At 37.5% G+C, this 23607-nt stretch carries 22 protein-coding genes and 1 pseudogene; 20 read left to right on the plus strand and 3 right to left on the minus strand.

All coding sequences use genetic code 11. The annotated features are described in order from the left end of the window. Positions 1-15 precede the first annotated feature (15 nt). From LB888_RS05925 to LB888_RS06020, 20 genes and pseudogenes are all read left to right on the plus strand, one after another. Entirely contained in the window at positions 16-1203 is a 1188-nt protein-coding gene (locus LB888_RS05925; RefSeq protein ID WP_078755238.1) for a thiolase family protein, read from the plus strand. 24 nt (positions 1204-1227) lie between these two features. Next, on the plus strand, positions 1228-2007 hold the full coding sequence (locus LB888_RS05930; RefSeq protein WP_318753930.1) for an enoyl-CoA hydratase/isomerase family protein: 780 nt from the start codon (positions 1228-1230) through the stop codon (positions 2005-2007). Positions 2008-2049: 42 nt separating this feature from the next. Next, the gene (locus tag LB888_RS05935) at positions 2050-2172 is read left to right on the plus strand and encodes a hypothetical protein (RefSeq protein WP_318753931.1); all 123 of its coding nucleotides are present in this window, start codon (positions 2050-2052) and stop codon (positions 2170-2172) included. A 15-nt stretch (positions 2173-2187) separates the two neighbouring features. Beyond that, positions 2188-2313 carry a hypothetical protein gene (locus tag LB888_RS05940; RefSeq protein ID WP_311920508.1) on the plus strand — a complete coding sequence of 42 codons (126 nt, stop codon included), beginning with the start codon at positions 2188-2190 and terminating at the stop codon, positions 2311-2313. Between the two features lie 168 nt (positions 2314-2481). Next, positions 2482-3426 carry a LysR family transcriptional regulator gene (locus LB888_RS05945; RefSeq protein ID WP_318753932.1) on the plus strand — a complete coding sequence of 315 codons (945 nt, stop codon included), beginning with the start codon at positions 2482-2484 and terminating at the stop codon, positions 3424-3426. 32 nt (positions 3427-3458) lie between these two features. Beyond that, a complete protein-coding gene (locus tag LB888_RS05950; protein WP_311920503.1) occupies positions 3459-4430 on the plus strand; it encodes a nitronate monooxygenase in 972 nt (323 codons plus the stop codon). Between the two features lie 220 nt (positions 4431-4650). Continuing rightward, a complete protein-coding gene (locus tag LB888_RS05955; RefSeq protein ID WP_318752238.1) occupies positions 4651-4851 on the plus strand; it encodes a hypothetical protein in 201 nt (66 codons plus the stop codon). 5 nt (positions 4852-4856) lie between these two features. Then, positions 4857-6203 (plus strand): malonate decarboxylase subunit alpha, encoded by a 1347-nt coding sequence (locus LB888_RS05960; protein ID WP_318753958.1) that lies wholly within the window; start codon positions 4857-4859, stop codon positions 6201-6203. Positions 6204-6384: 181 nt separating this feature from the next. After that, positions 6385-9212: pseudogene (uvrA, locus tag LB888_RS05965) on the plus strand (excinuclease ABC subunit UvrA). 253 nt (positions 9213-9465) lie between these two features. Next, positions 9466-10902: a DUF4097 family beta strand repeat-containing protein gene (locus tag LB888_RS05970; RefSeq protein WP_318752239.1), complete on the plus strand. Its 1437-nt coding sequence runs from the start codon at positions 9466-9468 to the stop codon at positions 10900-10902. A 10-nt stretch (positions 10903-10912) separates the two neighbouring features. Further along, positions 10913-11101: a PspC domain-containing protein gene (locus tag LB888_RS05975; protein ID WP_066125301.1), complete on the plus strand. Its 189-nt coding sequence runs from the start codon at positions 10913-10915 to the stop codon at positions 11099-11101. Positions 11102-11114: 13 nt separating this feature from the next. Continuing rightward, positions 11115-11462, plus strand: coding sequence for a PspC domain-containing protein (locus LB888_RS05980; RefSeq protein ID WP_066125303.1), 348 nt, complete (start codon positions 11115-11117; stop codon positions 11460-11462). Positions 11463-11846: 384 nt separating this feature from the next. Next, positions 11847-13226, plus strand: coding sequence for an MATE family efflux transporter (locus tag LB888_RS05985; RefSeq protein ID WP_318752240.1), 1380 nt, complete (start codon positions 11847-11849; stop codon positions 13224-13226). A gap of 124 nt (positions 13227-13350) precedes the next feature. Further along, on the plus strand, positions 13351-14277 hold the full coding sequence (gene hprK, locus LB888_RS05990) for an HPr(Ser) kinase/phosphatase (RefSeq protein WP_318752241.1): 927 nt from the start codon (positions 13351-13353) through the stop codon (positions 14275-14277). Positions 14278-14297: 20 nt separating this feature from the next. Further along, positions 14298-15107 carry a prolipoprotein diacylglyceryl transferase gene (lgt, locus tag LB888_RS05995; protein WP_318753959.1) on the plus strand — a complete coding sequence of 270 codons (810 nt, stop codon included), beginning with the start codon at positions 14298-14300 and terminating at the stop codon, positions 15105-15107. Positions 15108-15119: 12 nt separating this feature from the next. Further along, on the plus strand, positions 15120-16139 hold the full coding sequence (locus tag LB888_RS06000) for an NAD(P)H-dependent glycerol-3-phosphate dehydrogenase (RefSeq protein WP_318752242.1): 1020 nt from the start codon (positions 15120-15122) through the stop codon (positions 16137-16139). A 314-nt stretch (positions 16140-16453) separates the two neighbouring features. Beyond that, a complete protein-coding gene (gene trxB, locus LB888_RS06005; RefSeq protein WP_318752243.1) occupies positions 16454-17395 on the plus strand; it encodes a thioredoxin-disulfide reductase in 942 nt (313 codons plus the stop codon). 119 nt (positions 17396-17514) lie between these two features. After that, positions 17515-18159, plus strand: coding sequence for a pyroglutamyl-peptidase I (gene pcp, locus LB888_RS06010; RefSeq protein ID WP_318752244.1), 645 nt, complete (start codon positions 17515-17517; stop codon positions 18157-18159). Between the two features lie 79 nt (positions 18160-18238). Further along, a complete protein-coding gene (locus LB888_RS06015; protein WP_318752245.1) occupies positions 18239-19960 on the plus strand; it encodes a phospho-sugar mutase in 1722 nt (573 codons plus the stop codon). Between the two features lie 527 nt (positions 19961-20487). Next, complete coding sequence (locus tag LB888_RS06020; protein WP_066125313.1) at positions 20488-21162, plus strand: redox-sensing transcriptional repressor Rex; 675 nt, start codon at positions 20488-20490, stop codon at positions 21160-21162. A 201-nt stretch (positions 21163-21363) separates the two neighbouring features. Here LB888_RS06020 and LB888_RS06025 read toward each other — a convergent pair whose 3' ends face one another. The 3 genes from LB888_RS06025 to LB888_RS06035 form a co-directional block, all read right to left on the minus strand. Further along, positions 21364-21489: a hypothetical protein gene (locus LB888_RS06025; RefSeq protein ID WP_318752246.1), complete on the minus strand. Its 126-nt coding sequence runs from the start codon at positions 21487-21489 to the stop codon at positions 21364-21366. 34 nt (positions 21490-21523) lie between these two features. Continuing rightward, positions 21524-22189 carry a prepilin peptidase gene (locus LB888_RS06030; RefSeq protein ID WP_318752247.1) on the minus strand — a complete coding sequence of 222 codons (666 nt, stop codon included), beginning with the start codon at positions 22187-22189 and terminating at the stop codon, positions 21524-21526. A 162-nt stretch (positions 22190-22351) separates the two neighbouring features. Next, a complete protein-coding gene (locus LB888_RS06035; protein WP_318752248.1) occupies positions 22352-23512 on the minus strand; it encodes a pyridoxal phosphate-dependent aminotransferase in 1161 nt (386 codons plus the stop codon). Between the last annotated feature and the right edge of the window lie 95 nt (positions 23513-23607).

The following is a 23607-nucleotide window of genomic DNA, read 5'->3' on the forward strand; positions in this document are numbered from 1 at the left end:
ATGGAGGGGAAAAATATGGAAGAAGCATACATTGTCTCTTATGGCCGCTCAGCTGTAGGAAAAGGAAATAAACGCGGAGCATTTGCCAATGACCGTCCTGATGATATTGCGGCTGAAGTTTTAAAAGGGGTCATTGATCGTATCGAAGGACCATTCGATCCAAACTTAATAGAAGATGTGATTGTAGGATGTGCTTACCCAGAAGCAGTACAAGGAAATAACTTTGCTCGTACGATTGCGTTAAGGGCAGGATTACCTTATACCGTTGCCGGTCAAACAGTCAATCGTTTTTGTTCATCAGGTTTACAAACGATTGCGACAGCAGCTAACGCGATTATGGCTGGGCAATCTGATGTGTTAGTAGCAGGTGGCGTTGAGTTTATGAGTGCAGTGCCAATGTTAGGAAATGAACCAACCAATAACCCGACTTTACAAAGAGAAGGTGTCGGAGCCGGAACACCAATGGGCTTAACTGCTGAAAACGTAGCTGAAAAATATGGTGTTTCACGTGAAGATCAAGATGCATTTGCAGTCCAAAGTCACCAACGCGCTTTAGCAGCACAACAAGCAGGTCGTTTAGCAGATGAAATTATACCAGTACAAGTTAACAAAGTGACTTATACCGCTGAAGGTCCGGTAGTAACGAAGGAAGAATACAAAACCGACGAAGGCATTCGTCCGGGGACAAATATGGAAAGTTTAGCGAAATTACCGACGATCTTTAAAGCAAATGGATCGGTAACAGCAGCGACTTCATCACAAATTAGTGATGGATGTGGATTCGTAGTCTTAATGTCAGGTAAGAAAGTAAAAGAATTAGGTATTAAACCGATTGCGAAGTTTGTTGGATTTAAAGCTGTAGGGGTAGATCCTAAATTAATGGGGATTGGACCAGCATATGCAATTCCAGAAGTATTAAAATTAGCAGATCTTACTTTAGATGATATTGACTTAATTGAATTAAACGAAGCTTTTGCATCTCAAGCTTTAGCTTCTATGCGTGAGTTAGGAATTAATCAAGAAATTACCAATGTTAACGGAGGCGCAATTTCATTAGGACACCCATTAGGAGCATCAGGGGCTATTTTAACCGCTCGTTTGTTAGCTGAAATGAAACGTCGTCCAGATTCAAAATATGGCATTGTCTCAATGTGTATTGGTGTCGGAATGGGAGCAGCCGGAATTTTTGAATATATTCACTAGTATCCGTGACACAGGAGGATTAGAATGGAAAATCACGAGTTATTGATCAATATTGAAAATTCTATCGCCACCTTAACCATTAACCGTCCAAAATATGGAAATGCTTTATCAAAAGATAATTATCGCGCCATAATGGAAGCGATGAAATCTTTTGAAGACAACGAAGAGGTTAGAGTCATTATCATTACTAGCACTGGAGACAACTTCAGTGCTGGGGGTGATGTCACTCAGTTTAAGGTAGCGATTGAAACAAAAACGCATATTCCTTATGATACGGTTAGAGAAACAGGTTATATGATTGAAGCGATTATAAAAAATAAAAAACCCGTAATTGCTGCTGTAGAAGGTTTTGCAGTAGGTGCAGGTTTTGGATTGGCGATGGCTTGTGATTTTATCATCGTTGGAGAAAGCTCAAGATTAATACCTGGATTTTCAAATATGGGCTTACCAGGAGATACAGGATTAATTTATCGCTTGTATCGTGCGATTGGTAGTTTCCGTACACGTCGTCATTTAATGTTAAATGAAACCATCAATGCCTCATTAGCCAAAGAATATGGTTTAGCATATGATGTCGTTCCTGATCAAACAGTTTATGCGTCGGCTTTAAAATTAGCGCATAAACTAGCGCATGGGCCATATATTGCCTATGCTTACCAAAAAGAAATGATGGCTACCATCGAGTATCCAGCATTAGATGAATTCAATCAATTAGAAGCAAAATATATGCATGAGGCATCTAAACAAGCTAATCATTTTGAAGCCGTAGAGGCATTTTTAAATAAAAGACAGCCCAACTTTTAACAAAGGGAGAGAAAGATTCATTACGAGAGGTTGGGCATAAACTTGATAAATTTAGTTAAGATTATTGTTTATTCATTAAAAGCGCAGTGGTTGAGTGGCCTCAACCTGCGTCTTAAGGTAGCTGAGTATAATCTTGGAAAATTCAATCATGTTATTGTGCGTTAATTAAAAGCGCAGTGGTTGAGTGGTCTCAACCTGCGTCTTAAAGACTTGTTTGAGACCTACTCAACTGTGCGGGGGTGGACAGACGAAGCGAAAATCATTCAATTTTCTACTTCTGGTCCCCTCCCAACTGTGCGGGGGTAGGCCGACGAAGCGAAAATTATTCAATTTTATAATTCTGGTCTACTCTCAACTGTGCGGGGGTGGGCAGACGAAACGAAAATTATTTAATTTTCTACTTCTTGCCCACTCCCATAGAGATTGTCGGGACTTAGGTGGTATACTTAAAGAAAACAATTAAGGAGCCTAAGGATGGATATTATTCATTTAAAATATTTACTTGAAATAGTAAACCGAGATTTTAATTTGACAGCAGCGGCGCAATCATTATTTATTTCACAGTCCGCTTTAAGTCAATTTATTAAAAAGTTTGAACAGCAACAAGGTTTTGATTTATTTCAACGGAAAAATGGCCGCATAATTGGCCTGAGTAGTGCAGGTAAGAATGTCTATGCAAAAGCTGTTGAAATCGTCGATGTCTATCAAAATTTAGAGAATGTGATCGAACGCGAGTCTCAAATCAAAAAAGGGTTAATTAAATTAGGCGGACATCCAACATTTTTAAGATTGTTCTTTACAAAGTTTCTACCAAAATTTATGATTGAAAACCCTAAAGCATATGTCGAAATTATTGAAGCAGGCAGTTTAGAATTAAGACAAATGTTATTGGATGAGGTATTGGATATAGCTATCTTGACTCACCCAACCGGCTTAAACGAAGAAAATTTTGAACAGTATCAATTGATGCGAACAGAAGCGGTAGCTTTTATGGATCCTAAACATCCATTGGCAGAAAAACGGATTTTATCATGGTCCGATTTAGAGGCATTTCCTTATATCACTTACACCGATAAATATACATTGAATCATAGTATCGCCAGTAAAGTGAGTGAAACAGCTAAGAAGAACTTACTTTTTACTTCTGGTTCATGGGATTATATGATTGAATGTGCCGTTAATAGTGAGATTATTGCAATTTTACCGACAGCCTATTTCGGAATGTTTAAGAAGCGCTTAAATCATATCGGTGTAATAGAAAAAAGATTTAAGGATCCAATACCTTATATTCCGATGTTAGTGAGACCTCGTAAAGAGCGTTATACTTCTGTCGAATCATTTGTTTTTGAAAATGTCTTGGAAAATTTTTATGATGAAAAAAATATGTTGAAATACAATTTTTTAGATAATGAAGACTAGAGATATTTTCGTTAAAGGTAGGAGGTAAAACGATGAAAACGAGATTAACTGAAATATTAGGCATTGAATACCCGATTGTTCAAGGCTCAATGCAATATATGTCTTTAGCTGAATTAGCAGCGGCAGTATCCAATGCTGGCGGTTTAGGATTAGTTCCAGCAATGGCTTTTCCTAATGGAGACGAGTTACGTAAAGAAATTAGAAAAGTCCGTTCTTTAACAGACAAACCATTTGGCTTTAATATTTCGCTGGTACCGGAAGTAGTGATTCCAGAAGTGATTTTGGAATATATTAATATCTTAATTGAAGAAAAAGTTCCAGTGATCGAAACTTCAGGACAAAGACCGGGTAACTTTATTAAACCTATTAAAGAAGCGGGCATTCCAATAATTCATAAGGTTACGTCGATTAAACATGCTTTAACAGCTCAAGCAGACGGTGCGGATATCATTACTGTAATCGGTACTGAAGGTGGAGGGCACCCGGGGCTAGACCAAGTAGCTGGATCCATCTTATGGGCCAAAGCAGCTGAAGAGCTAACTGTACCTGTTTTAGCTGCTGGTGGTATTGTGGATGGTAAAAGTATGTATGCGGCGATGTCCTTAGGTGTCGACGGCGTCCTAATGGCTACGCGTTTCTTAGCATCTGAGGAAGTGGTAGCACCAAGAGAGTATAAGGAATTAGCCATTACATTACCTGAAACAGCAACCATTTTAACGATGAAATCTTTAAAAAATGCGATGCGTGTGGTTAGAAATAAACAAGCGGAACGTATTCTTGAAGCAGAACGAAATGGCGCAACGATTAAAGAATTGATGCCACTTATTTCAGGGAAAGCATCCAATATTGCGATGATGGAAGGTCGGTTTGATGATGCGCAATTATCTGTTGGACAAGGGATTGGCCGTGTCCGCGAGATTAAACCAGCTGGTGAGATTGTTCAAGAGGTTATGGAAGATTTCTACAAGACACATGAATATATGACTGAGTTAGTAAAAAAATAACCAGTTAAGTTGAGAGTTGATGTCTTTAAACTTGTCATCACTGCAATTCCTTTTAAGATAAAAATTAGATGTAATGATTTTTGATGTATCTTATCCCACAAAAGACTTTGGATGATTGACATCAAAACATTAAATCAAATCAATACAATACGACACTCCTCTTGTTATCCGTACTAAATTTGGTATGAGTGATAAGAGGTTTGTTTTTTAGGGGGAGATTATGTCAAAAATTAGCCATTATATCGAAGTAATGAAACATATTCCGGACCATGCTTATATTGCTACAACCTCATTAGGGATGGGCGGTTTGCCAGAGCAATTACTGAAGGGTTTAGGTGAATATTATCAAAAATATCAAAGTCCACGAGATTTGTCTGTTATTACTACAGGGGGATTGGCACCGGACCTGGCAGAGGCCTAGATCATATTTTATATCCAAACTTATTAAAACGAGCCACGACCTCTTATTTATATTATTCAGCTAACACTATTGAAGCAGTTTTAAACAATGAGATTGAAATGTATTACTTGCCTCAGGGGATTATCGGACAACTCTATCGTGATGCTGCCCGTGGTGGAGTAGGCGTATTTAGTCAAGTAGGAACCGAAACTTTTATTGATCCTAAATATTTAGGAGGAAAAATTAACGAAAAAACCCGTCAACAAGAAGATGTGGTCAAAGAAATCTATTTTAATGATGAACGTTGGTTGCATTATCAACCATTACCCATTAATGTTGCTTTTATTAAAGCGTCTTATGCTGATACTCGTGGGAATTTATCATTAAAACGCGAGCCATTTATTTTAGAAGCCCTGTCGATAGCTTCAGCTGTCAAAAATAATGGCGGCATTGTGATTGCGCAAGTGGAACAGGTAGTTGAAGACTACTCGATTCCTCCTAAAGAAGTGGTGGTACCAGGAGCACTCGTTGATTATGTGGTGGTAGCAGACAAAAAGTATCATATGCAAACGGTCCTAACGCAATACAATCCGGCCATTTCTAATGAAATAAGAGTTCCATTATCGGAGTATGATTATTTACCACTATCCCCTAGTAAAGTTATTTTAAGAAGAGCGAGTCAAGAATTAGCCAAAGGGAGTTTTGTCAACGTAGGTGTAGGATTAGCAGCTAATATTGGTCAAATAATTTCAGAATCTCATTTAATTGATCAGATTCATTTAAGCGTCGATTTAGGCTCAATTGGCGGTATGCCGGTACCAGGGTTAGACTTCGGAATGAATTACAATGCCGAAGCGATTATCCCTAGTCAATCTTTATTTGAGTATTACCACGGTGGCGGTATTGATACGACGGTATTAGGCTTCGGTCAATTTAATGAAAAAGGGGAGATGAATTCAACTTATTTAAATGGAACGTTAAATGGTCCAGGTGGCATGTTAGATATCGTGCAAGGCGCTGATAAAATAGTTTTTGTGGGTTCTTTCACAGTAAAAGCAGAATTGAAGATTAAAAATCAGCAACTGGTCATTCAAAAAGAAGGTTGTGCCACGAAATTTGTTGAATCCTTACCATTATCCAATTTTTCTAGTCATTATATGAAGTCTCTCGGTAAAAAAATCATTTTGATTACAGAACGAGCGGTGTTTGAAATTGATAATGAAGGACAATTTGTTCTAATTGAAATAGCGGAGGGAATCGATTTACAAGACGACATACTGGATTTAATCCCTTGGTCGATTAAAGTATCTGAACATTTAAAAATAATGGATCCGGCTTTATTTGCTGAAGATTGGCAATTAACTTTAGAGTAAAATCGCGTGATGATGAGTGCAAGAAGGTGTATGGAGGCTTCGTTTAAGCAAAGCTTCCATACATTAACTTGCGCTTTTTTATTGAAAAAATAAAGCAGAAGCAATGAATAGCATCAAATGAGAAAATTGAAACTGTTAGTGATATAATAGAGAAGAATCCAAATAGAGAGGAGCCGCTGTAGTGGCAAACGATAAAATAATAGTAAAAGGTGCTCGCTCACATAATTTAAAAAATATTAACCTTGAAATACCACGTGATAAATTAGTCGTGGTGACGGGCTTATCAGGATCTGGGAAAAGTTCGTTAGCCTTTGATACTTTATATGCTGAAGGTCAAAGACGATATGTTGAGAGTTTATCTGCCTATGCACGTCAATTTTTAGGTGGGATGGATAAGCCGGATGTCGATTCCATTGAAGGATTAAGTCCTGCAATCTCCATTGATCAAAAAACCACCAGTCATAATCCACGTTCGACGGTCGGAACAGCGACTGAAATCAATGACTACTTACGTCTGCTTTATGCAAGAGTAGGAACGCCGTATTGTCCAACACACCATATTCCAATCGAAAGACAATCACCTGAACAAATGGTTGATCGTATTTTAGAATTACCAGAGAGAACACGAATTCAGCTTATGAGTCCAGTGGTCCGTAATCAAAAAGGACAACATAAGAAAGTAATTGAAAAAATCATTAAAGATGGTTTCGTGCGCATTAGAGTTGATGGCGAAATATATGATGTTACAGAAGTGCCAGAACTATCGAAGAACTTAAAACATTCAATTGATTTGGTAATTGACCGTATTGTGATTAAAGAAGATATTCGTTCACGTCTATTTGATTCTGTAGAAACAGCTTTACGCTATTCGGGTGGCTATTTAGAAGTGGATGTCATTGGAGAAGAGCCAATCTATTTCAACGAACATTATGCTTGTCCACACTGTGATTTTTCGGTTTCTGAGTTAGAGCCACGTTTATTCTCGTTCAATGCACCATTTGGAGCCTGCCCTTCATGTGATGGATTAGGTTCACGCTTAACTGCGGATGAGAGTTTAATCGTACCCGATCCAAATTTAACCTTGGAAGAAGGAGCTTTTGCTCCATGGAATCCGATTAGTTCTAATTATTATCCATCGATGCTTGAGCAATTTGCTAAAAGTTATGGCATTCCGATGGATGTGCCATACAAGGATTTATCAGCTGAACATCAGCAAGTTTTGAAGTATGGTGCTCCTAATACGACCTTTAAATTTACCTACACCCCAATGATGGGTGGCGGCAAAAAACGAACCAGTGATACGGTTTTTGAAGGGGTTGTGAATAATGTTGAGCGTCGTTATCAAGAAACAAGTTCAGATTATACACGGGACGTTATGGCGCAATTTATGCATGAGTTAACATGCCCTGTATGTAAGGGGCAACGTCTCAATCCGGAAGCTTTATCAGTCTATGTTGGCGATAAAAACATCGCAGAGTTTACCAATTTATCCATTCATGATGCAGCGGATTATGTTGAACAGTTAACATTTGACAATGCTAAAGAGATGATTGCTAAACCCATCATTAAAGAAATTAGTGACCGTTTAAGCTTCTTAAATAGTGTAGGACTAGAATATTTAACTTTAGATCGAGTCGCAGGGTCATTATCTGGTGGGGAAGCGCAACGGATTCGTTTAGCAACCCAAATAGGATCAAATTTAAGTGGCGTCTTATACATTTTAGATGAACCCTCGATTGGTTTACATCAACGTGATAATGCTCGCTTAATTGATTCATTACATAAAATGCGTGATTTAGGTAACACACTCGTGGTCGTTGAACATGATGATGAAACGATGTTAGAGGCTGATTATTTAATTGATATGGGACCTGGTGCAGGTGCTAGAGGTGGCGAAGTAGTGGCGGCTGGGACACCAAAAGAAGTCATGGCGAATCCCAATTCTTTAACAGGAAAGTATTTATCAGGGAAGGAAAAAATTGACATCCCCAAAGAGCGTAGACAAGAAGATAAAGGTTGGGTAACAGTTAAAGGAGCTGAACATAATAACCTTAGAAATATCGATGTGAGCTTTCCGATTGGTCGCTTAACTTGTGTGACCGGTGTATCCGGTTCGGGAAAAAGTAGTTTAGTGAATGCTGTTTTAAAGACAGCCTTAGCACAGTTATTAACTAGTACCAAAGAACGTCCAGGTAAGTTTAGTTCGATCGAGGGATACGAAGGTCTCGATAAGATGATTGATATTGACCAAAGTCCAATTGGGCGCACACCGCGTTCAAACCCAGCAACTTATACAGGTGTTTTTGATGATATTCGTGAATTATTTGCTCAAACGAATGATGCGAAATTACATGGCTATAATAAAGGACGTTTTAGTTTCAATGTGAAAGGTGGCCGTTGCGAAGCATGTTCGGGTGGCGGTATTAATAAAATTAGAAATGCACTTTTTACCCGATGTTTATGTGCCATGTGAAGTCTGCCATGGTAAAACGTTATAATTCAGAAACACTGGAAATTAAATTTAAAGGCAAAAATATTAGCGATGTGTTAGAAATGACAGTAGAAGACGCAGTTGAATTTTTCCAAGCACAGCCAAAAATTGCTCGTAAATTACAAACCTTGTTAGATGTCGGCTTAGGCTATGTCACATTGGGGCAATCGGCTACCACCTTATCCGGTGGAGAGGCTCAGCGGATGAAATTAGCGTCGGAATTACAACGTGTTTCTACCGGTAATACCTTCTATATTTTAGATGAACCGACAACTGGATTGCATCCACATGATATTAAGAAGTTGTTGGCAGTCATTGATCGCTTAGTTGAAGCGGGCAATACAGCGGTTATCATTGAACATAATTTGGATGTAATTAAGACAGCTGATTATATCATTGATATGGGGCCGGAAGGTGGCGTCGGTGGTGGTCAAGTAGTTGCAACCGGGACTCCGGAAGAAGTGGCAGAAGTTAAAGGTAGCTATACCGGCCAATATTTGAAAAAAATTTTAAACTAATAAAATAATATTCTTAGTTGGTTAGCAACTCAATAATCTCATTATTTAAAGCTGGACCAATCTCTATTATATCGTTACATCATTGCATAGAGTAGGCAGAAGCAGTTAGAATCCATCAGATTTTGACTGTTAGCCTACTTTTTTTAGGAAAAAGTAAAGAATCAGTCTAGGGACCTATGCATTTCAGGTTAATAATTGGCATAATATAGTTGTAGGGTAGGAATGCCAGATATATCCATAGGAGGAATTAAAAATGACAGAAAAAGAAAGAATTATTGAATTAGTTAAAAATAATGTTATTTCAATGGACGAAGCTTTGCAGTTATTAGAAGCAGCCGCTAAAAATGATCATCAAGCCCAAGTAACAAGTAATGAATTCATTGAAGAATATAAAAATGCTCAAAAAGATATTGAAGAAAAAGTCGAAGCATCTCAATTAATACAAACGTCAGCAACAGATGAGCAAGAAGAACAAGCACAACAAGTCATTCAAGAAAAATTTGAACAAGCCAGTGAAGAATTAGCTAAGAAGCAAGAAGCATTAGTGATTGCGAAACAACGTTTAAGAGAAATAGAAATTTTTGCTGAATTAGATGATTTAACAGAGGACATGAAAACGCAACAAGCGAATTTGATGGCGAAAATAGATCATTTAGAAGCGGAAATTGAAGAGCTGTCTATCGAAATTGATATCAAACGTCAAGAAATGAGACAAAATACTCAATCGCAAATAAAAAGAATGGTAGAAGATACGACTGAACAAGTCACCAAAGTTGCCAAAAACTTTGGTGAAGAAGCCAAAAAAGAAGGGAAAAACTTACAAAAAACGATTATGGGTTATGTCAAAGATTGGGCTTCAAACTTTGATATGAAAGAATTTAATGTGAATGTGCCATGGGTGAAATCACAAAGTTTTGCACACCAATACCAATTTGAAGCAACAGATATTGATAAGATAGAAGTTAAAATTTTAAATGGTAATATTAAAGTTGAAACTCATCCAAAAGATAATATTATTGTTGACCTCGATATCGTTTTATATGGTAAAGAAGAAGTAGATAATATTGCAGCCTTCGAATCATTAAGTACCATTGACGGCGCAACGGATAAGTTAATAATCAATATGATGAACCCGCGTGTTGCCGTAGAAACACTGTTAAAAGTTCCATCAAAAGTATTTTCAGAATTATTCATCGATACAATTAATGGCGATGTCGATTTAAAAGACCTAAAAGCCAAAGAAGTTAAATTATCATCAAAAAACGGAGATAATGAAGTAGCCAATATTACCGCTGACCTATTAGTATATGACGGTTATAATGGAGACTTTAAAATTAAAGCTTCTGAAATTAATGACATTGACTATCATGTTTTAAATGGAAATTTACGCTATGTAGATCAAGTAGGTAACTTAAAAGTTGATGCAGTCAATGGCGATATCGTGATTACCAAAACAAATAGTGAGAGCTCTATTATTAATGCTAAAACATTATCTGGTGATATTAAAATAGCAGTTCCTCAAATGACTAATCTAGAAATTGAGGCTGAATCTACTTATGGTGAGGTTCATCACCGATTAAACAATGTTAATCAGACTGGAAGCCATATCGGCCGCCAAGTTGATGGTGAACATGATTTGATTAAGTTAACGATTGCATCTACAAGCGGTAATATTTATTTAAAGGACTAGGAGGGTTTTAATGAAAAAATTACAATTATCTCAAAGCGACCGCATCTTATTAGGTGTATGTGGTGGTTTAGGAAACTATTTTGAAGTTGACCCAACCTGGATTCGCTTAATTTTTGCAGCGGTATTCTTTTACCGTGGCACAGGTTTAGGTATTTACTTCATATTATGGGCAATTATTACTTTTAGCAATCGCAAATAGGGGTGAAAGAAAAATGAAACGATTATATAAATCATCTACTAATAAACAAATAATGGGTGTATGTGGTGGATTAGCAGAATACTTTAATATTGATGTAACAGCAGTTAGATTAATTTTTGGTATTGCGTTCTTCGTTTTTGGTGTAGGTTTTATGCCTTATATGATTTTAGCGTTTATTTTACCATATGATTATCAAGTAAACGCTAGTTCACGACCATTCAATCAAACAAGAACAAATGATGGTTATGTTTATCGCAACCGTCGTGAACGCTCAAATTCAGCGAGTTTTTCACAACGACCACAAGGCAATCAACCAAAAGATGTGACACCAGTCGATGAAGATGTGTGGAGTGACTTTTAGTAAATTTAACAATATAACAGATGTCAGTATCTAAACTTAAATTTTCTCTTGAAATAAATTGGATAGCGGAAATATTAAGAAAATGCTGATGTTTGCTTAATAAAAGCTACCGCTTTAGGGCCTTATCGAAGGAGACCGAAGCGGTTTTTTGTGAGAAAAATTAACAAACTTCCGAACGTAAAATGCCAGTATGAGCGAGAGTGCCAATTCTTTTTTCAATTTGTGCGATGAATGTAAAAAAAGTTTCTAATCTCGGGTTATGGATTAATCAGTTACCAAGAAGGTTTAGGCGTAAGCCAAATGATATTCTTGCCGAGTCCCCAGTTGTTAAGCTATAATTTTATATGAAATAGACGTAAAAAATGAGAGGACATCCTTAATCTTATGCTAGCAAAATTAATTGAACCGAAGAACTTTATAATCGAAGAACAACAAAAAATATTTACTAATGAACAATTGAAAATGCTCATCATCCCTATTTTAATTGAGCAATTCTTAATGTTAGTAGTAGGCTTAGTGGATACATTGATGGTCTCTTATGCAGGTGAAGCTGCTGTTTCAGGGGTTGCTCTTGTTAACCAAATTAATGCCGTCTTTTTATCTGTCTTTGCGGCCTTAGCAGCCGGTGGTGCGGTTGTGATTAGTCAATATATCGGACGCCAAGAAAAAAGGAATGCAGTGTTGTCTGCAAGTCAGTTAATCATGTTGTCATTAGCGATGTCGATTGGTGTGGCCATCATAATTTTAGCTTTTGATGAACCAATCCTAAGGGTATTATTCGGCCGAGTAGAAGCTGATGTGATGTCGGCCTGCGTAATCTATCTTTTTATCACGACCTTATCATTGCCAGCCATTGCGGTTTATAACGCTTGTTCTTCTATTTTAAGAAGTATGTCCGACACTAAAACAACGATGCGTGTTTCCATAATCATGAATATTTTGAATGTTGTAGGCAATTATTTAGGAATTTTTGTTTTTCATGCCGGGGTAGCCGGGGTAGCGATTCCTTCATTAGTTTCACGGGTGATAGCGACTACTATTATGTTATATGTCTGTAGCAAAAAAGATCGTGTTGTCTTTTATCAGTTTTCAGATATTTTTAAATATGATCCAGCAATGGTTAAACGGATTGTTCATATTGCCGTACCAAATGGTTTAGAACAAGGATTATTGAATCTATCCAAAGTGGCTTTGTCGAGTATCGTTGCGATGTTTGGCACGGTTCAAATAGCCGCTAATGGCATTGGACAAAGTTTTTGGTCGGTGTCTGCTTTGTTTTCTTTATCGATGGGTCCCGCTTTTATAACCGTTATTGGTCAATGTATTGGTGGCGGTGATTATCAAGCCGCTGATTATTATTTCAAAAAATTAAGTCGTATCGCTTATGTAGGGTGTTTTATTTGGAATGCTATCTTTACAGCGATGATTCCCTTTATTTTAACTTTTTATAGTCTATCGCCGGAAACGACCCGTTTAGTTATTATTTTATGTTTGATTCATAATTTCTTTAACTTTTTGATGCATCCTTCGGCATTCGCTTTATCCAGTGGGTTAAGGGCTGCGGGGGACGTAAAATATGCGATGTACGTTTCTATTTTAGCTACTTTTGTCGTAAGGGTCGTGTTCTCAATTATATTAGGTATTTGGTTACAATGGGGGGTAATCGGGGTTACTTTTGCGATGTGCTTTGATTGGATATTCAGAGCTGTTATTATAGAATTGCGCTATCGAAGTGGTAAATGGAAAAAATTTAATGTTATTTAAAACTGAGTGTTAAACCATTGAGTTAAAATTATCACTATGCTTAACACTAAGATGATAAATGTGTAGCGCAATCAAGGTAATTATGATACCATCAAATTAAATAATAAACGTTGGAGGTCCCACCATGAATTCAGTGACGGTTAATGAGATTGTAGAAACATTAAATGTAAATTTTATTTTTGGAGAAGATTTTGGTGATCGTGAAGTAACGATAAGTGAAGTTTCAAGACCGGGTTTAATCTTATCAGGTTATTCAGAATTCTATCATGCAGATAGAATTCAATTAATTGGCCGTACAGAGTCCCGTTTTTTAAATTCCAAATCCTCTCAAGAACGTGTCGAAATATTTGAAAGAATGATTCAGCCGAACACACCGGCGGTTATTTTCACTCATATGGAAAAGGTTCCGGAAGAAATCATCCCGGTAGCAACCCGAGTGGGAATGCCTATTTTAGGAGCGCCATCCAAAACAGGACGTGTACATGCTAATTTAACTAATTTTTTAGAAGGGCAATTAGCTGAACGTTTATCAAAGCATGGGGTTTTTGTAGAAGTGTTTGGGATGGGGGTTATGTTAGTCGGTTCAAGTGGTGTAGGTAAATCAGAAACAGCCTTAGAACTGGTACAAAGAGGCCACCGTTTAATCGCTGATGATCGTGTTGAATTATTTATGATTGATGAATTAACGCTTGTCGGTGAAGCACCAGAAATTTTAGAAAATCTATTAGAGATTCGTGGATTAGGAATTATTGATGTCATGAATTTATATGGTGTTTCAGCCATTCGTCGTTCTAAACGATTGGAATTAATTATCGATTTAGTGTTAGATGATGGTACCATAGAATATGATCGCTTAGGTTCTAAACGAGAAACGGAGCAGATTTTTGATGTATTAGTACCAAAAGTACGTATCCCAGTTAAAACAGGTCGTAACTTAGCGGCTATCATTGAATCAGCTGCTATGAATTTCCGTGCGAATTCTTTGGGTTATAATGCTACGGAAGCATTTAATCGTAAATTAGATGAATTAATTCGCAAAAATAACCAATAAGGAGTTTTGATCAACGGATGATATTAGGACAATTGTCGCCTATCGCTTTTGAATTATTTGGTTGGCCAGTTCATTGGTATGGCATCATTATTGGGTTAGGAATACTTTTAGCCTATCTATTAATTGGTGCTGAGGCGCGAAAAAAACAACTTGATGGTGAAAAAATGTCAGATTTAATTTTTTGGACAATTATCATCGGGTTTATTGGAGCAAGAATTTATTATGTACTCTTTAGATTAGATTTTTATTTAGCGAATCCAACCCATATTTTTAGTATTTGGGAAGGCGGCATTGCGATTTATGGAGGAGTGCTTGCTGGTATTCTGACAATCTATTGCTTAACTAAGAAATACCAATTACCATTCATTACCACACTAGATGTTGCAGCTCCAGGTGTATTATTGTCGCAAGCCATTGGTCGTTGGGGAAACTTTATGAACCAAGAAGCTTACGGCTATGAAGTTTCTCGTGGTTTTTTAGAGACGTTACATTTACCCGAATGGTTAATTGAACAAATGCATATTAACGGGGCTTATCACCATCCTACCTTTTTATATGAATCGGTATGGAATTTTATTGGATTTATCATTTTAATTATTTTGAGACGAATGCCAGGTCTTTTAAAAGATGGCGAAGTCGCAGCGGGATATTTATTGTGGTATGGTCTTGGACGGATGGTAATTGAAGGTATGCGTACAGATAGTCTCTATTTAGGACCATTGCGTGTTTCTCAATGGTTAGCGGGAGTGTTTGTCATCTTATCGATTGTTTTTATTTTATGGCGAAGAAAAGATTTGTTGGTATCGGATTATACTGACAACCGATATTAGGAGGTTTTTATCGTGAAAGTAACAGTTTTAGGAACAGGTTCTTGGGGAACGGCTTTAGCTAAAGTACTGGCGGAAAACAATCATGAAGTATTAATTTGGGGACGAGACAAACGTGTCGTAGAGGAAATTAATCAAGGTCATACTAATCACCGTTATTTAAAAAAGACGCATTTACCTGCTACACTAGTAGCGACTGCTGATTTTGAAGCTGCTGTCCAACGTGCGGAAGCTATTTTAATTGTGATTCCAACACATGCAATGAGAGAAATCGTTCAACGAATCGAAGCCGTCCTTCAAGATCAACCAACTAAACCGCTGATCGTTCATGCTACTAAAGGATTAGAACCTCACACTCATTTACGAATGACGCAAGTCATCGAAGCAGTGTTAAAAGGACAAGGATATCCGGAACCAGTGGTGCTTTCTGGACCAAGTCACGCCGAAGAAGTTGCACGTCGAGATTTAACAACGGTTACGGCTGCTAGTGAGAATCTTAAGGTAGCACAAAAAGTTCAAGCAATTTTTATGAACCAGTATTTTAGAGTGTATACAAATCAAGATGTATTGGGTGTTGAACTCGGAGCAGCATTAAAAAATATCATTGCCTTAGGAGCAGGGATTTTAGTGGGCTTAGGTTATGGCGATAATGCCAAAGCTGGGCTGGTGACTCGTGGGTTAGCTGAGATTACCCGTTTAGGGGTCAAATTAGGGGCGGATCCATTGACTTTTTTAGGATTGAGTGGTGTTGGTGATTTAGTGGTCACTTGTACGAGTCCTCATTCCCGTAACTGGCAAGCAGGAAATTTATTAGCTCAAGGTCTGACTAAAGAAGAGGTCGCTCAAGAAATTGATATGGTAGTAGAGGGGATCACGACGACAGCGGTGGCCTATGATTTAGCTAATGAAGAGCAAGTGGAAATGCCCATTACCAATGCTATTTATTCAGCCTTATATCAGGGAGTTCCAGTACGCGAGGCAGTCGAAGGATTAATGTTACGAGAAGGAAAACAAGAAGCAATCAGTCAGGATTAAGTATCTCGCTCATTTTTGGCTTTATGACTGAATCCAATACCGTGAAACACAAGCAAAAGGTTAATCGGAAAACTCCTAGCAATTCGAGAGAATTTTATTCCAACAAGATTGCAAGTTTAAGCATGTCGAAGTGAAGATTATAAAGTAGTTTTTTTATGACGAAATTGTACGGAGTGGGCTGGCGAAGTGAAATTCATTGAATTTTCTACGTCTAGCCTATTCTTTTTGTCATTTTGTAATCAAGCAAAAAGATATTCAAAAGTGAATACTCGTGGTAAGATGAATAAGAAATCAAAATAGAAAGTGGGAAACGAATGACAACTGCAGATAAAGAGCTTGTTCAAGCCGATGTCATCATTGTCGGTGCTGGCCCAGGAGGGCTAACAGCCGCATTGTATGCTTCAAGAGCGAATTTAAAGACGATTATTATTGAAAAAGGGATGCCTGGTGGTGAAATAAACAATACGGCTGATGTTGAAAACTATCCTGGATTTAAACTAATCAGTGGACCAGAATTAGCGAACCATATTTTCGAAAGTGCCATGGCTTTCGGGGCAGAGCATGTTTATGGCGATGTGGAAAAAATAGAAGTCGAAGGCTTAACTAAAAAGATCCACACTAGCAAAACAATCTATCAAGCGCCGGTCGTGATTGTTGCGACAGGTGCTAATCAACGAAAACTTGGTGTGCCAGGCGAAGAACTGTTGGCGGGTAAAGGCGTTTCTTATTGTGCGGTCTGTGATGGATTCTTCTTTAGAAATCGTCATGTTATCGTCGTAGGTGGCGGTGATTCTGCTGTTGAAGAGGGAACTTATTTAACTCAGTTTGCTGACAAAGTAACGATTATTCATCGTCGAGATGAATTGCGTGCGCAAAAAGTATTGCAAAATAGAGCTTTTGCGAATGAAAAAGTGAATTTTGTTTGGGATACTGTCGTTGAAGAAATTATCGGAGAAAATAATGTGGAAGGTGTAAAAGTCCGCAATGTAAAAACCGATGAAACCAGTACAATTGAAGCTGATGGTGTGTTTGTGTATGTTGGATTAATACCAAACTCTGATACTGTAAAAGCATTGAATGTTACTAACGAAGAAGGATGGATTGTGACCAATAATCAAATGGAAACAAGCGTACCTGGCTTGTTTGCTGTTGGCGATGTACGTCACACCAATTTACGCCAAATTGCGACTGCCGTTGGCGATGGTAGTCAAGCTGGACACATGGCTTATCAATATTTAATGAGTTTAAAAGATTAAGCAAGTAAGACGATAAGAAGGAGTGTCGTAATGATTAATAATAGCAGTGGAAACGAAAATTTTCATTTTCTATTTTAATCGTTACGACACTTTTTTCTTTGTTGAGGAGAGAAAGTACGATGAAAAAAATAATGGTAACAGGCTTTGATCCATTTGGTGGCGAACAGATTAATCCAGCACTAGAGGCGATTAAACGATTGCCAACGCTAATTGGAGATACGCAAGTTGTAACCTATGAAATACCAACCGTATTTCATAAAAGTGGTCGCTTATTACAAGATTATTTGCTGAAAGAACAACCGGACGCGGTGCTCTTAGTAGGTCAAGCTGGAGGACGTTCAGCAATCTCCTTAGAAAGAGTTGCCATTAACATGGATGATGCCCGCATACCGGATAATGAGGGCAACCAACCGATTGATGAGGTGATTAATCCCCAAGGCGCACCGGCTTACTTTACCACATTACCTAATAAGCGTATCGTTCAAGCGCTAAAACAACATCACATTCCAGCTATTGTTTCCAATTCAGCAGGGACCTTTGTCTGCAATCATTTGATGTATTACTTATTAGATACATTAGCGGCTCAAAAAGTGAATACTATTGGTGGATTTATGCATATTCCATATTTACCTAGTCAAGTCGTTGACCAACCAAATCAGCCTTCGATGGCTTTGGATCAGATAGTAAAAGCGATTGAAATCACCTTAGCAACGATTATTAAAAATCAGCATGACCTCAAAATTACTGGAGGAACAGAAGTCTAAAAAGCACTATTATAAATTTTTATAGTAGTTTTTTGAAAATCATGGTATACTGAAAGCGATATGAGAGGAGTGATAACGTATGTCATGGCATAATACGTTGGAAACGTGGAAAAATTTTGATGGTTTAGATGAAGCACTTCGATCAGAAATCGAAAGTGTGGATGAAGCAACTTTAGAAGATGCATTCTCAACTAGTTTAAGTTTTGGAACGGCTGGTATGCGTGGTGTATTAGGTGCAGGACCTAACCGTATGAACCTTTTCACAGTTCGTCAAGCGACAGCAGGATTAGCGCAATTAATCATTGAAAATGGTGAGGAAGCAAAAAAACGTGGTGTCGCTATCGCTTATGATTCACGACATTTTTCTCCAGAATTTGCAATGGAAGCCGCTCTTGTTTTAGGGAAACAAGGGATTAAGAGTTATGTGTATGAAAGTTTAAGACCGACACCGGTTCTTTCATTTGCTGTGAGACATTTAAATGCCTTCGCTGGTATCATGATTACAGCCAGTCATAACCCAGCAGAGTATAATGGTTACAAGGTATATGGCGCGGATGGTGGACAAATGCCACCAGAAGATGCAGACAATTTAACGAAATATGTACGTGCGATTGAGAATCCATTAACGGTTGAAGTCGGTAATAAAACTGAATTGTTAGGTTCAGGAATTATTGAGATTATTGGCGATCTTGTGGATCAAGCTTATTTAGAAGAAATGAAAGCTGTGACCATTAATCAAGAATTAGTCAATGAAATGGCTGACCAAGTCAATATTGTTTATACACCATTACATGGGACAGGTTTATACTTAGGGATGAAAGCTTTAGAACAAGCCGGTTTCAAAGATATTAAGGTGGTAGAAGCACAAGCAAAACCAGATGGCGATTTCTCAACTGTTGCATCACCTAACCCAGAATCTGATGCCGCTTTCGATTTAGCCGAAGAATTGGCGGTTAAAGTGGATGCTGATATTATTTTAGCGACAGACCCAGATGCGGATCGCTTAGGAGCAAAAGTAAAAACAGCGGATGGAGCCTATCAATTAATTACCGGGAACCAAATTGCTTCATTGATGTTAGACTATATTTTAAACGCCTTACAGCATAAAGGAGCACTACCTGAAAATGGTGCAGCTGTTAAATCGATTGTGTCGACTAATTTAGCGGATGCCATTATGCAAAGCTATGGCCTAACGATGGTAGAAGTATTAACTGGATTTAAGTTCATTGCAGAAAAAATTCAACAATACGAAGAAACGGGCGAACATACATTCCTAATGGGGTTTGAAGAAAGTTACGGTTACTTAATCAAGCCATTTGTACGTGATAAGGATGCGATTCAAGCATTAGTAGTGTTAGCTGAATTAACAGCTTATCATAAGAAAGAAGGTCGCACTTTAGCAGATGCGATTAACCAAATGTATGAAAAATATGGTCATTTCTATGAAAAGACGATTTCACTTTCTTTCCCAGGGTTATCTGGTCAAGCAAAAATGAAAGAATTAATGGCGAATATTCGTCAAGAGGGTATCTCAGAAATGGGTGGACTCGCAGTCGAAAAAACGGCTGATTATTTAGCTGGAACATTAAAGTTAAGCGATGGTAAGGAACGTCAATTAGCGTACCCATCATCTGATGCTTTAAAATATACTTTAGCAGATGGCAGTTGGGTTGCCTTTAGACCAAGTGGTACAGAGCCTAAAATTAAATTATATTTAGGAACAACCGGTCAATCTAAAGTTGAAGTAGAAGAAAAAGCAGAAAAATTAGAAACAGCGATTCAAGAATTAATTGGAGAATAGTAATAGCATTATGACTGGGGCTGGGCATAAACCTGATAAATTTAGTTAAGGTTATTGTTCATTAATTAATAGCGCAGTGGTTGAGTGGCCTCAAACTTCGTCTTAACGACTTGTTTGAGACCTACTCAACTGTGCGGGGGTGGGCAGACGAAGCGAAAATTATTTAATTTTCTACTTCTTGCCCACTCCCAGTTTTTTTTATGAGTGCGGGGAAGAAATGGAATAAAAAATGTGCTAGTTATTTTTACACAATATTATGGACTTGATACAAGTTGAGGCCACTGCCTTTACGCTATAAAATAATTAGTTGAAACCACAGAGAATTTTTAAAGTTTCTGCCTGACCTCATAAAACTCTTACGATAGCCTCCATAATCATCTTATAAGATAATGAATTCTTTTACGAAAACAATTGTGATTTTATATACAAATAAGTAAAAGTCACTAGATATCTTTGTGAAATTTTGCTATAATCTTGATAGTTATAATAGTTTATAACATTAGATTAGTGAAAAGGTAGGGGAAATTATGCACAAGGATATACCAAAAGCAACTGCCAAGCGATTACCAATCTACCATCGCTATTTACGATTTTTACATAATGCAGGAAAAAAGAGAATTTCATCAACTGAATTAAGTGAAGCCGTGAGAGTTGATAGTGCAACCATTCGACGCGATTTCTCTTATTTTGGGGCATTAGGAAAACGTGGCTATGGCTATGATGTAGATTATTTATTGGATTTCTTTAGTAAAGCATTGAATCAAGATCGCTTAACTTCAATAGGTTTGATTGGTGTTGGCCATTTAGGTAATGCTTTATTAAATTATAATTTTAGAAAAAATAATAATGTGCGTATTGGGGCAGCATTTGACGTTAATCAAGACTTAATTGGAAAAATATTATCTGGAGTTCCAGTTTATTCCATGGATGAATTAGAAGAACAAATCGAAGCCCAAGCAATTGAAGTGGTCATTTTAACTGTTCCTCAGGAAGTAGCACCAAAAGTGGTGGAACGTCTTGTTAATGTAGGCATTAAAGGAATTATGAATTTTACGCCACTTAGATTTGATGTGCCGAAATCGGTCAGAATTCAAAATGTTGACTTAACGACAGAACTTCAAACGCTATTATATTTCATCGATAGTAACATTGAAAATGATGATGATGACTATATGGATGTTCCATATAATTTCTCATTTTAACTTGCTAAATAATAGTTGAGTAGGTAGCCGAAGGGAAAATTTTGAGATTTTCTACTTCCTACCTACTTTTTTAGGCTCCTTGTCAAATGGTGTGAATGAGGCGGGGCAAAAACTATTTAAATTCTGCTCAGGCATATCTATTTTATTCAAAGCGCAGTGGTTGAGTGGTCTCAATCTGCGTCTTAATGACTTGCTTGAGACCTACTCAACTGTGCGGGGGTGGACAGACAAAGCGAAAATCATTTGATTTTCTACTTTTGGTCCACTCCCAACTGTGCGGGGTGGGCAGACGAAGCGAAAATCAACTGATTTTCTACTTCTTGCCAACTCCCGCTTACACCAAAAAGTATAGAGCCCTTTTTTATAAGAATAAACAAAATAGATAACTGATTGCGATGCTAGGGATAAAAGGAATGGCATTCCAGCGTTTGGTGTGGTGATATTGTAATATGGAATAAAGAAGGCCGAACAAGGCTGCGCCTAAGATGAAATAAGGGATGGTCATTTCTTCTAAGGTGCAAGCTAATAAGCCGATTATTTTGGCATCCGCTCCTCCGAAAGCCGTAGGACGATAATAAATGATTGTTTCCAATAATAACCATATAACGACTGCAACCCACAGTGACTGTCTATTAAACAGACAAAGAACGCCTAAGATGAATAATCCCCACCAATTGACTTGTAAATGAAAATAATCCTCAATGCTTAATAAAAGTAACCAGCAAATAATGAGTGATAATAGATAACCTTCGTAAAACCTATTGAATTGTAAATAATAAAGAGAAAGACCAAAGCAACCACCCAGTAATTCAAGAAAAAAATAATTACGATTTAAGCTCGTGTGACAATGACGACAGGCTCCTTTTAATATTAAAAATGAAACCAAGGGCATCAGATCGATTGCTTCTAATGCGTGACGGCAGTTATCACAATGAGAACGACGTGTAAAGTTGATAGTTTGTTCACTGGCTATACAGGTAAAAAATGAAGCCAGACAAGTCCCGATTATAAAGAATAGTACTGTCATTTTACAACCTCCTACTGATAGATACGCTGTTTGAACTGAAAACATTTGTGTAAATTCAAATTTTTATCGAATTAAGTAGCAATCAAATCCATCATAACATCACAAAAAACCCTCAAAACAGTTACATTTGAGGGTTTTAATTTATCTAAAAGTGAGGCCATTTTATGAAGGTAGATGCTCCTTTACAAAAGCAGTAATACGTTTCATTGCCTCTTTTAAAGTCTCAAGACTAGCGGCATAGCTGACTCGGAAGTGATCTTTACCGGCTGGTCCAAAACCTGAACCTGGTACAACGCCTACTTTGGCTTGATGTGCTAAATCTAAACAGAAATCACGATCATTGCCTTGGTACCAATCAGGAACTTTAACAAATAAGTAGAAAGCACCTTGAGGGTTTAAAGTTTCAATATTTATTTCTTTAAAAGCTTGCATTAAGAAATCACGGCGTTCTTTATAAATAGTGCGCATTTCTTCGATAGCATCGTCTCCATGGTCATATGCGACAATACTAGCGTATTGCATTTGCGTATTAGGAGTATTGACCATTGCTTGATGGACTTTAAATAACTGGTTGGCCACTTCAGCCGGTGCTGCTAGAAAACCACTGCGCCAGCCGGTCATTGCATGCGATTTTGATAAACCATTAATAAGAATCGTACGTTCTCTTAACAATTTAGCCATTGAATAATGAGGATAATCATAAGACAATTCCCCATAAATTTCATCAGAAATGACCCATAAATCATATTTTTCGATAATCGGTACTAATGCACGCAGTTGTTGTTCAGTATAGGTACCACCAGTTGGATTAGCAGGATGGTTTAGTAAAATAGCTGTTGTGCCAGGATTATCGATTATGGCAGCTTCTAACTTTTCTGGTGTAAAGATAAAGTTTGTATCACTTGTATCAACCATGACCATTTCTCCATGTGCTAAGCTCACTTGAGTATTATAGATAACATAGTTTGGAGACGCGATTAGCACTTTATCACCGGGATTTAAAATCGTTAAGAAACTAGCAAATAAAGCTTGCGTAGGTCCTGACGTAACAATGATTTCTGTATCAGGCGAGTAAGATAAATCATATTTACGTAAGACATAGCGTGCAATGGCTTGACGTAATTCTATCATACCACGTGAATGAGAGTAGCCATTTAGATCATCCTTTATCGATTGAATCGCCGCTTCTTTAATAAAATCAGGGGTATTAAAATCAGGTTCACCAATTGTTAAAGGAATTAAGCCTTCAATTTTCGAAATTTCCTCGTTGAAAGAACGAATAGGGCTTGGTTGTAAATGATTAAGTTGTTGATTAAATTTCACCGTTATCCCAACTTTCTATTATTATTTCTTAAATTGTAGCATAAAAAACCGCGATATAACAATTAATTAATCAAAAATGAGAAAAATGAGAAATT

This window comes from Globicatella sp. PHS-GS-PNBC-21-1553, from assembly GCF_033564055.1.
Classification (GTDB): domain Bacteria; phylum Bacillota; class Bacilli; order Lactobacillales; family Aerococcaceae; genus Globicatella; species Globicatella sulfidifaciens.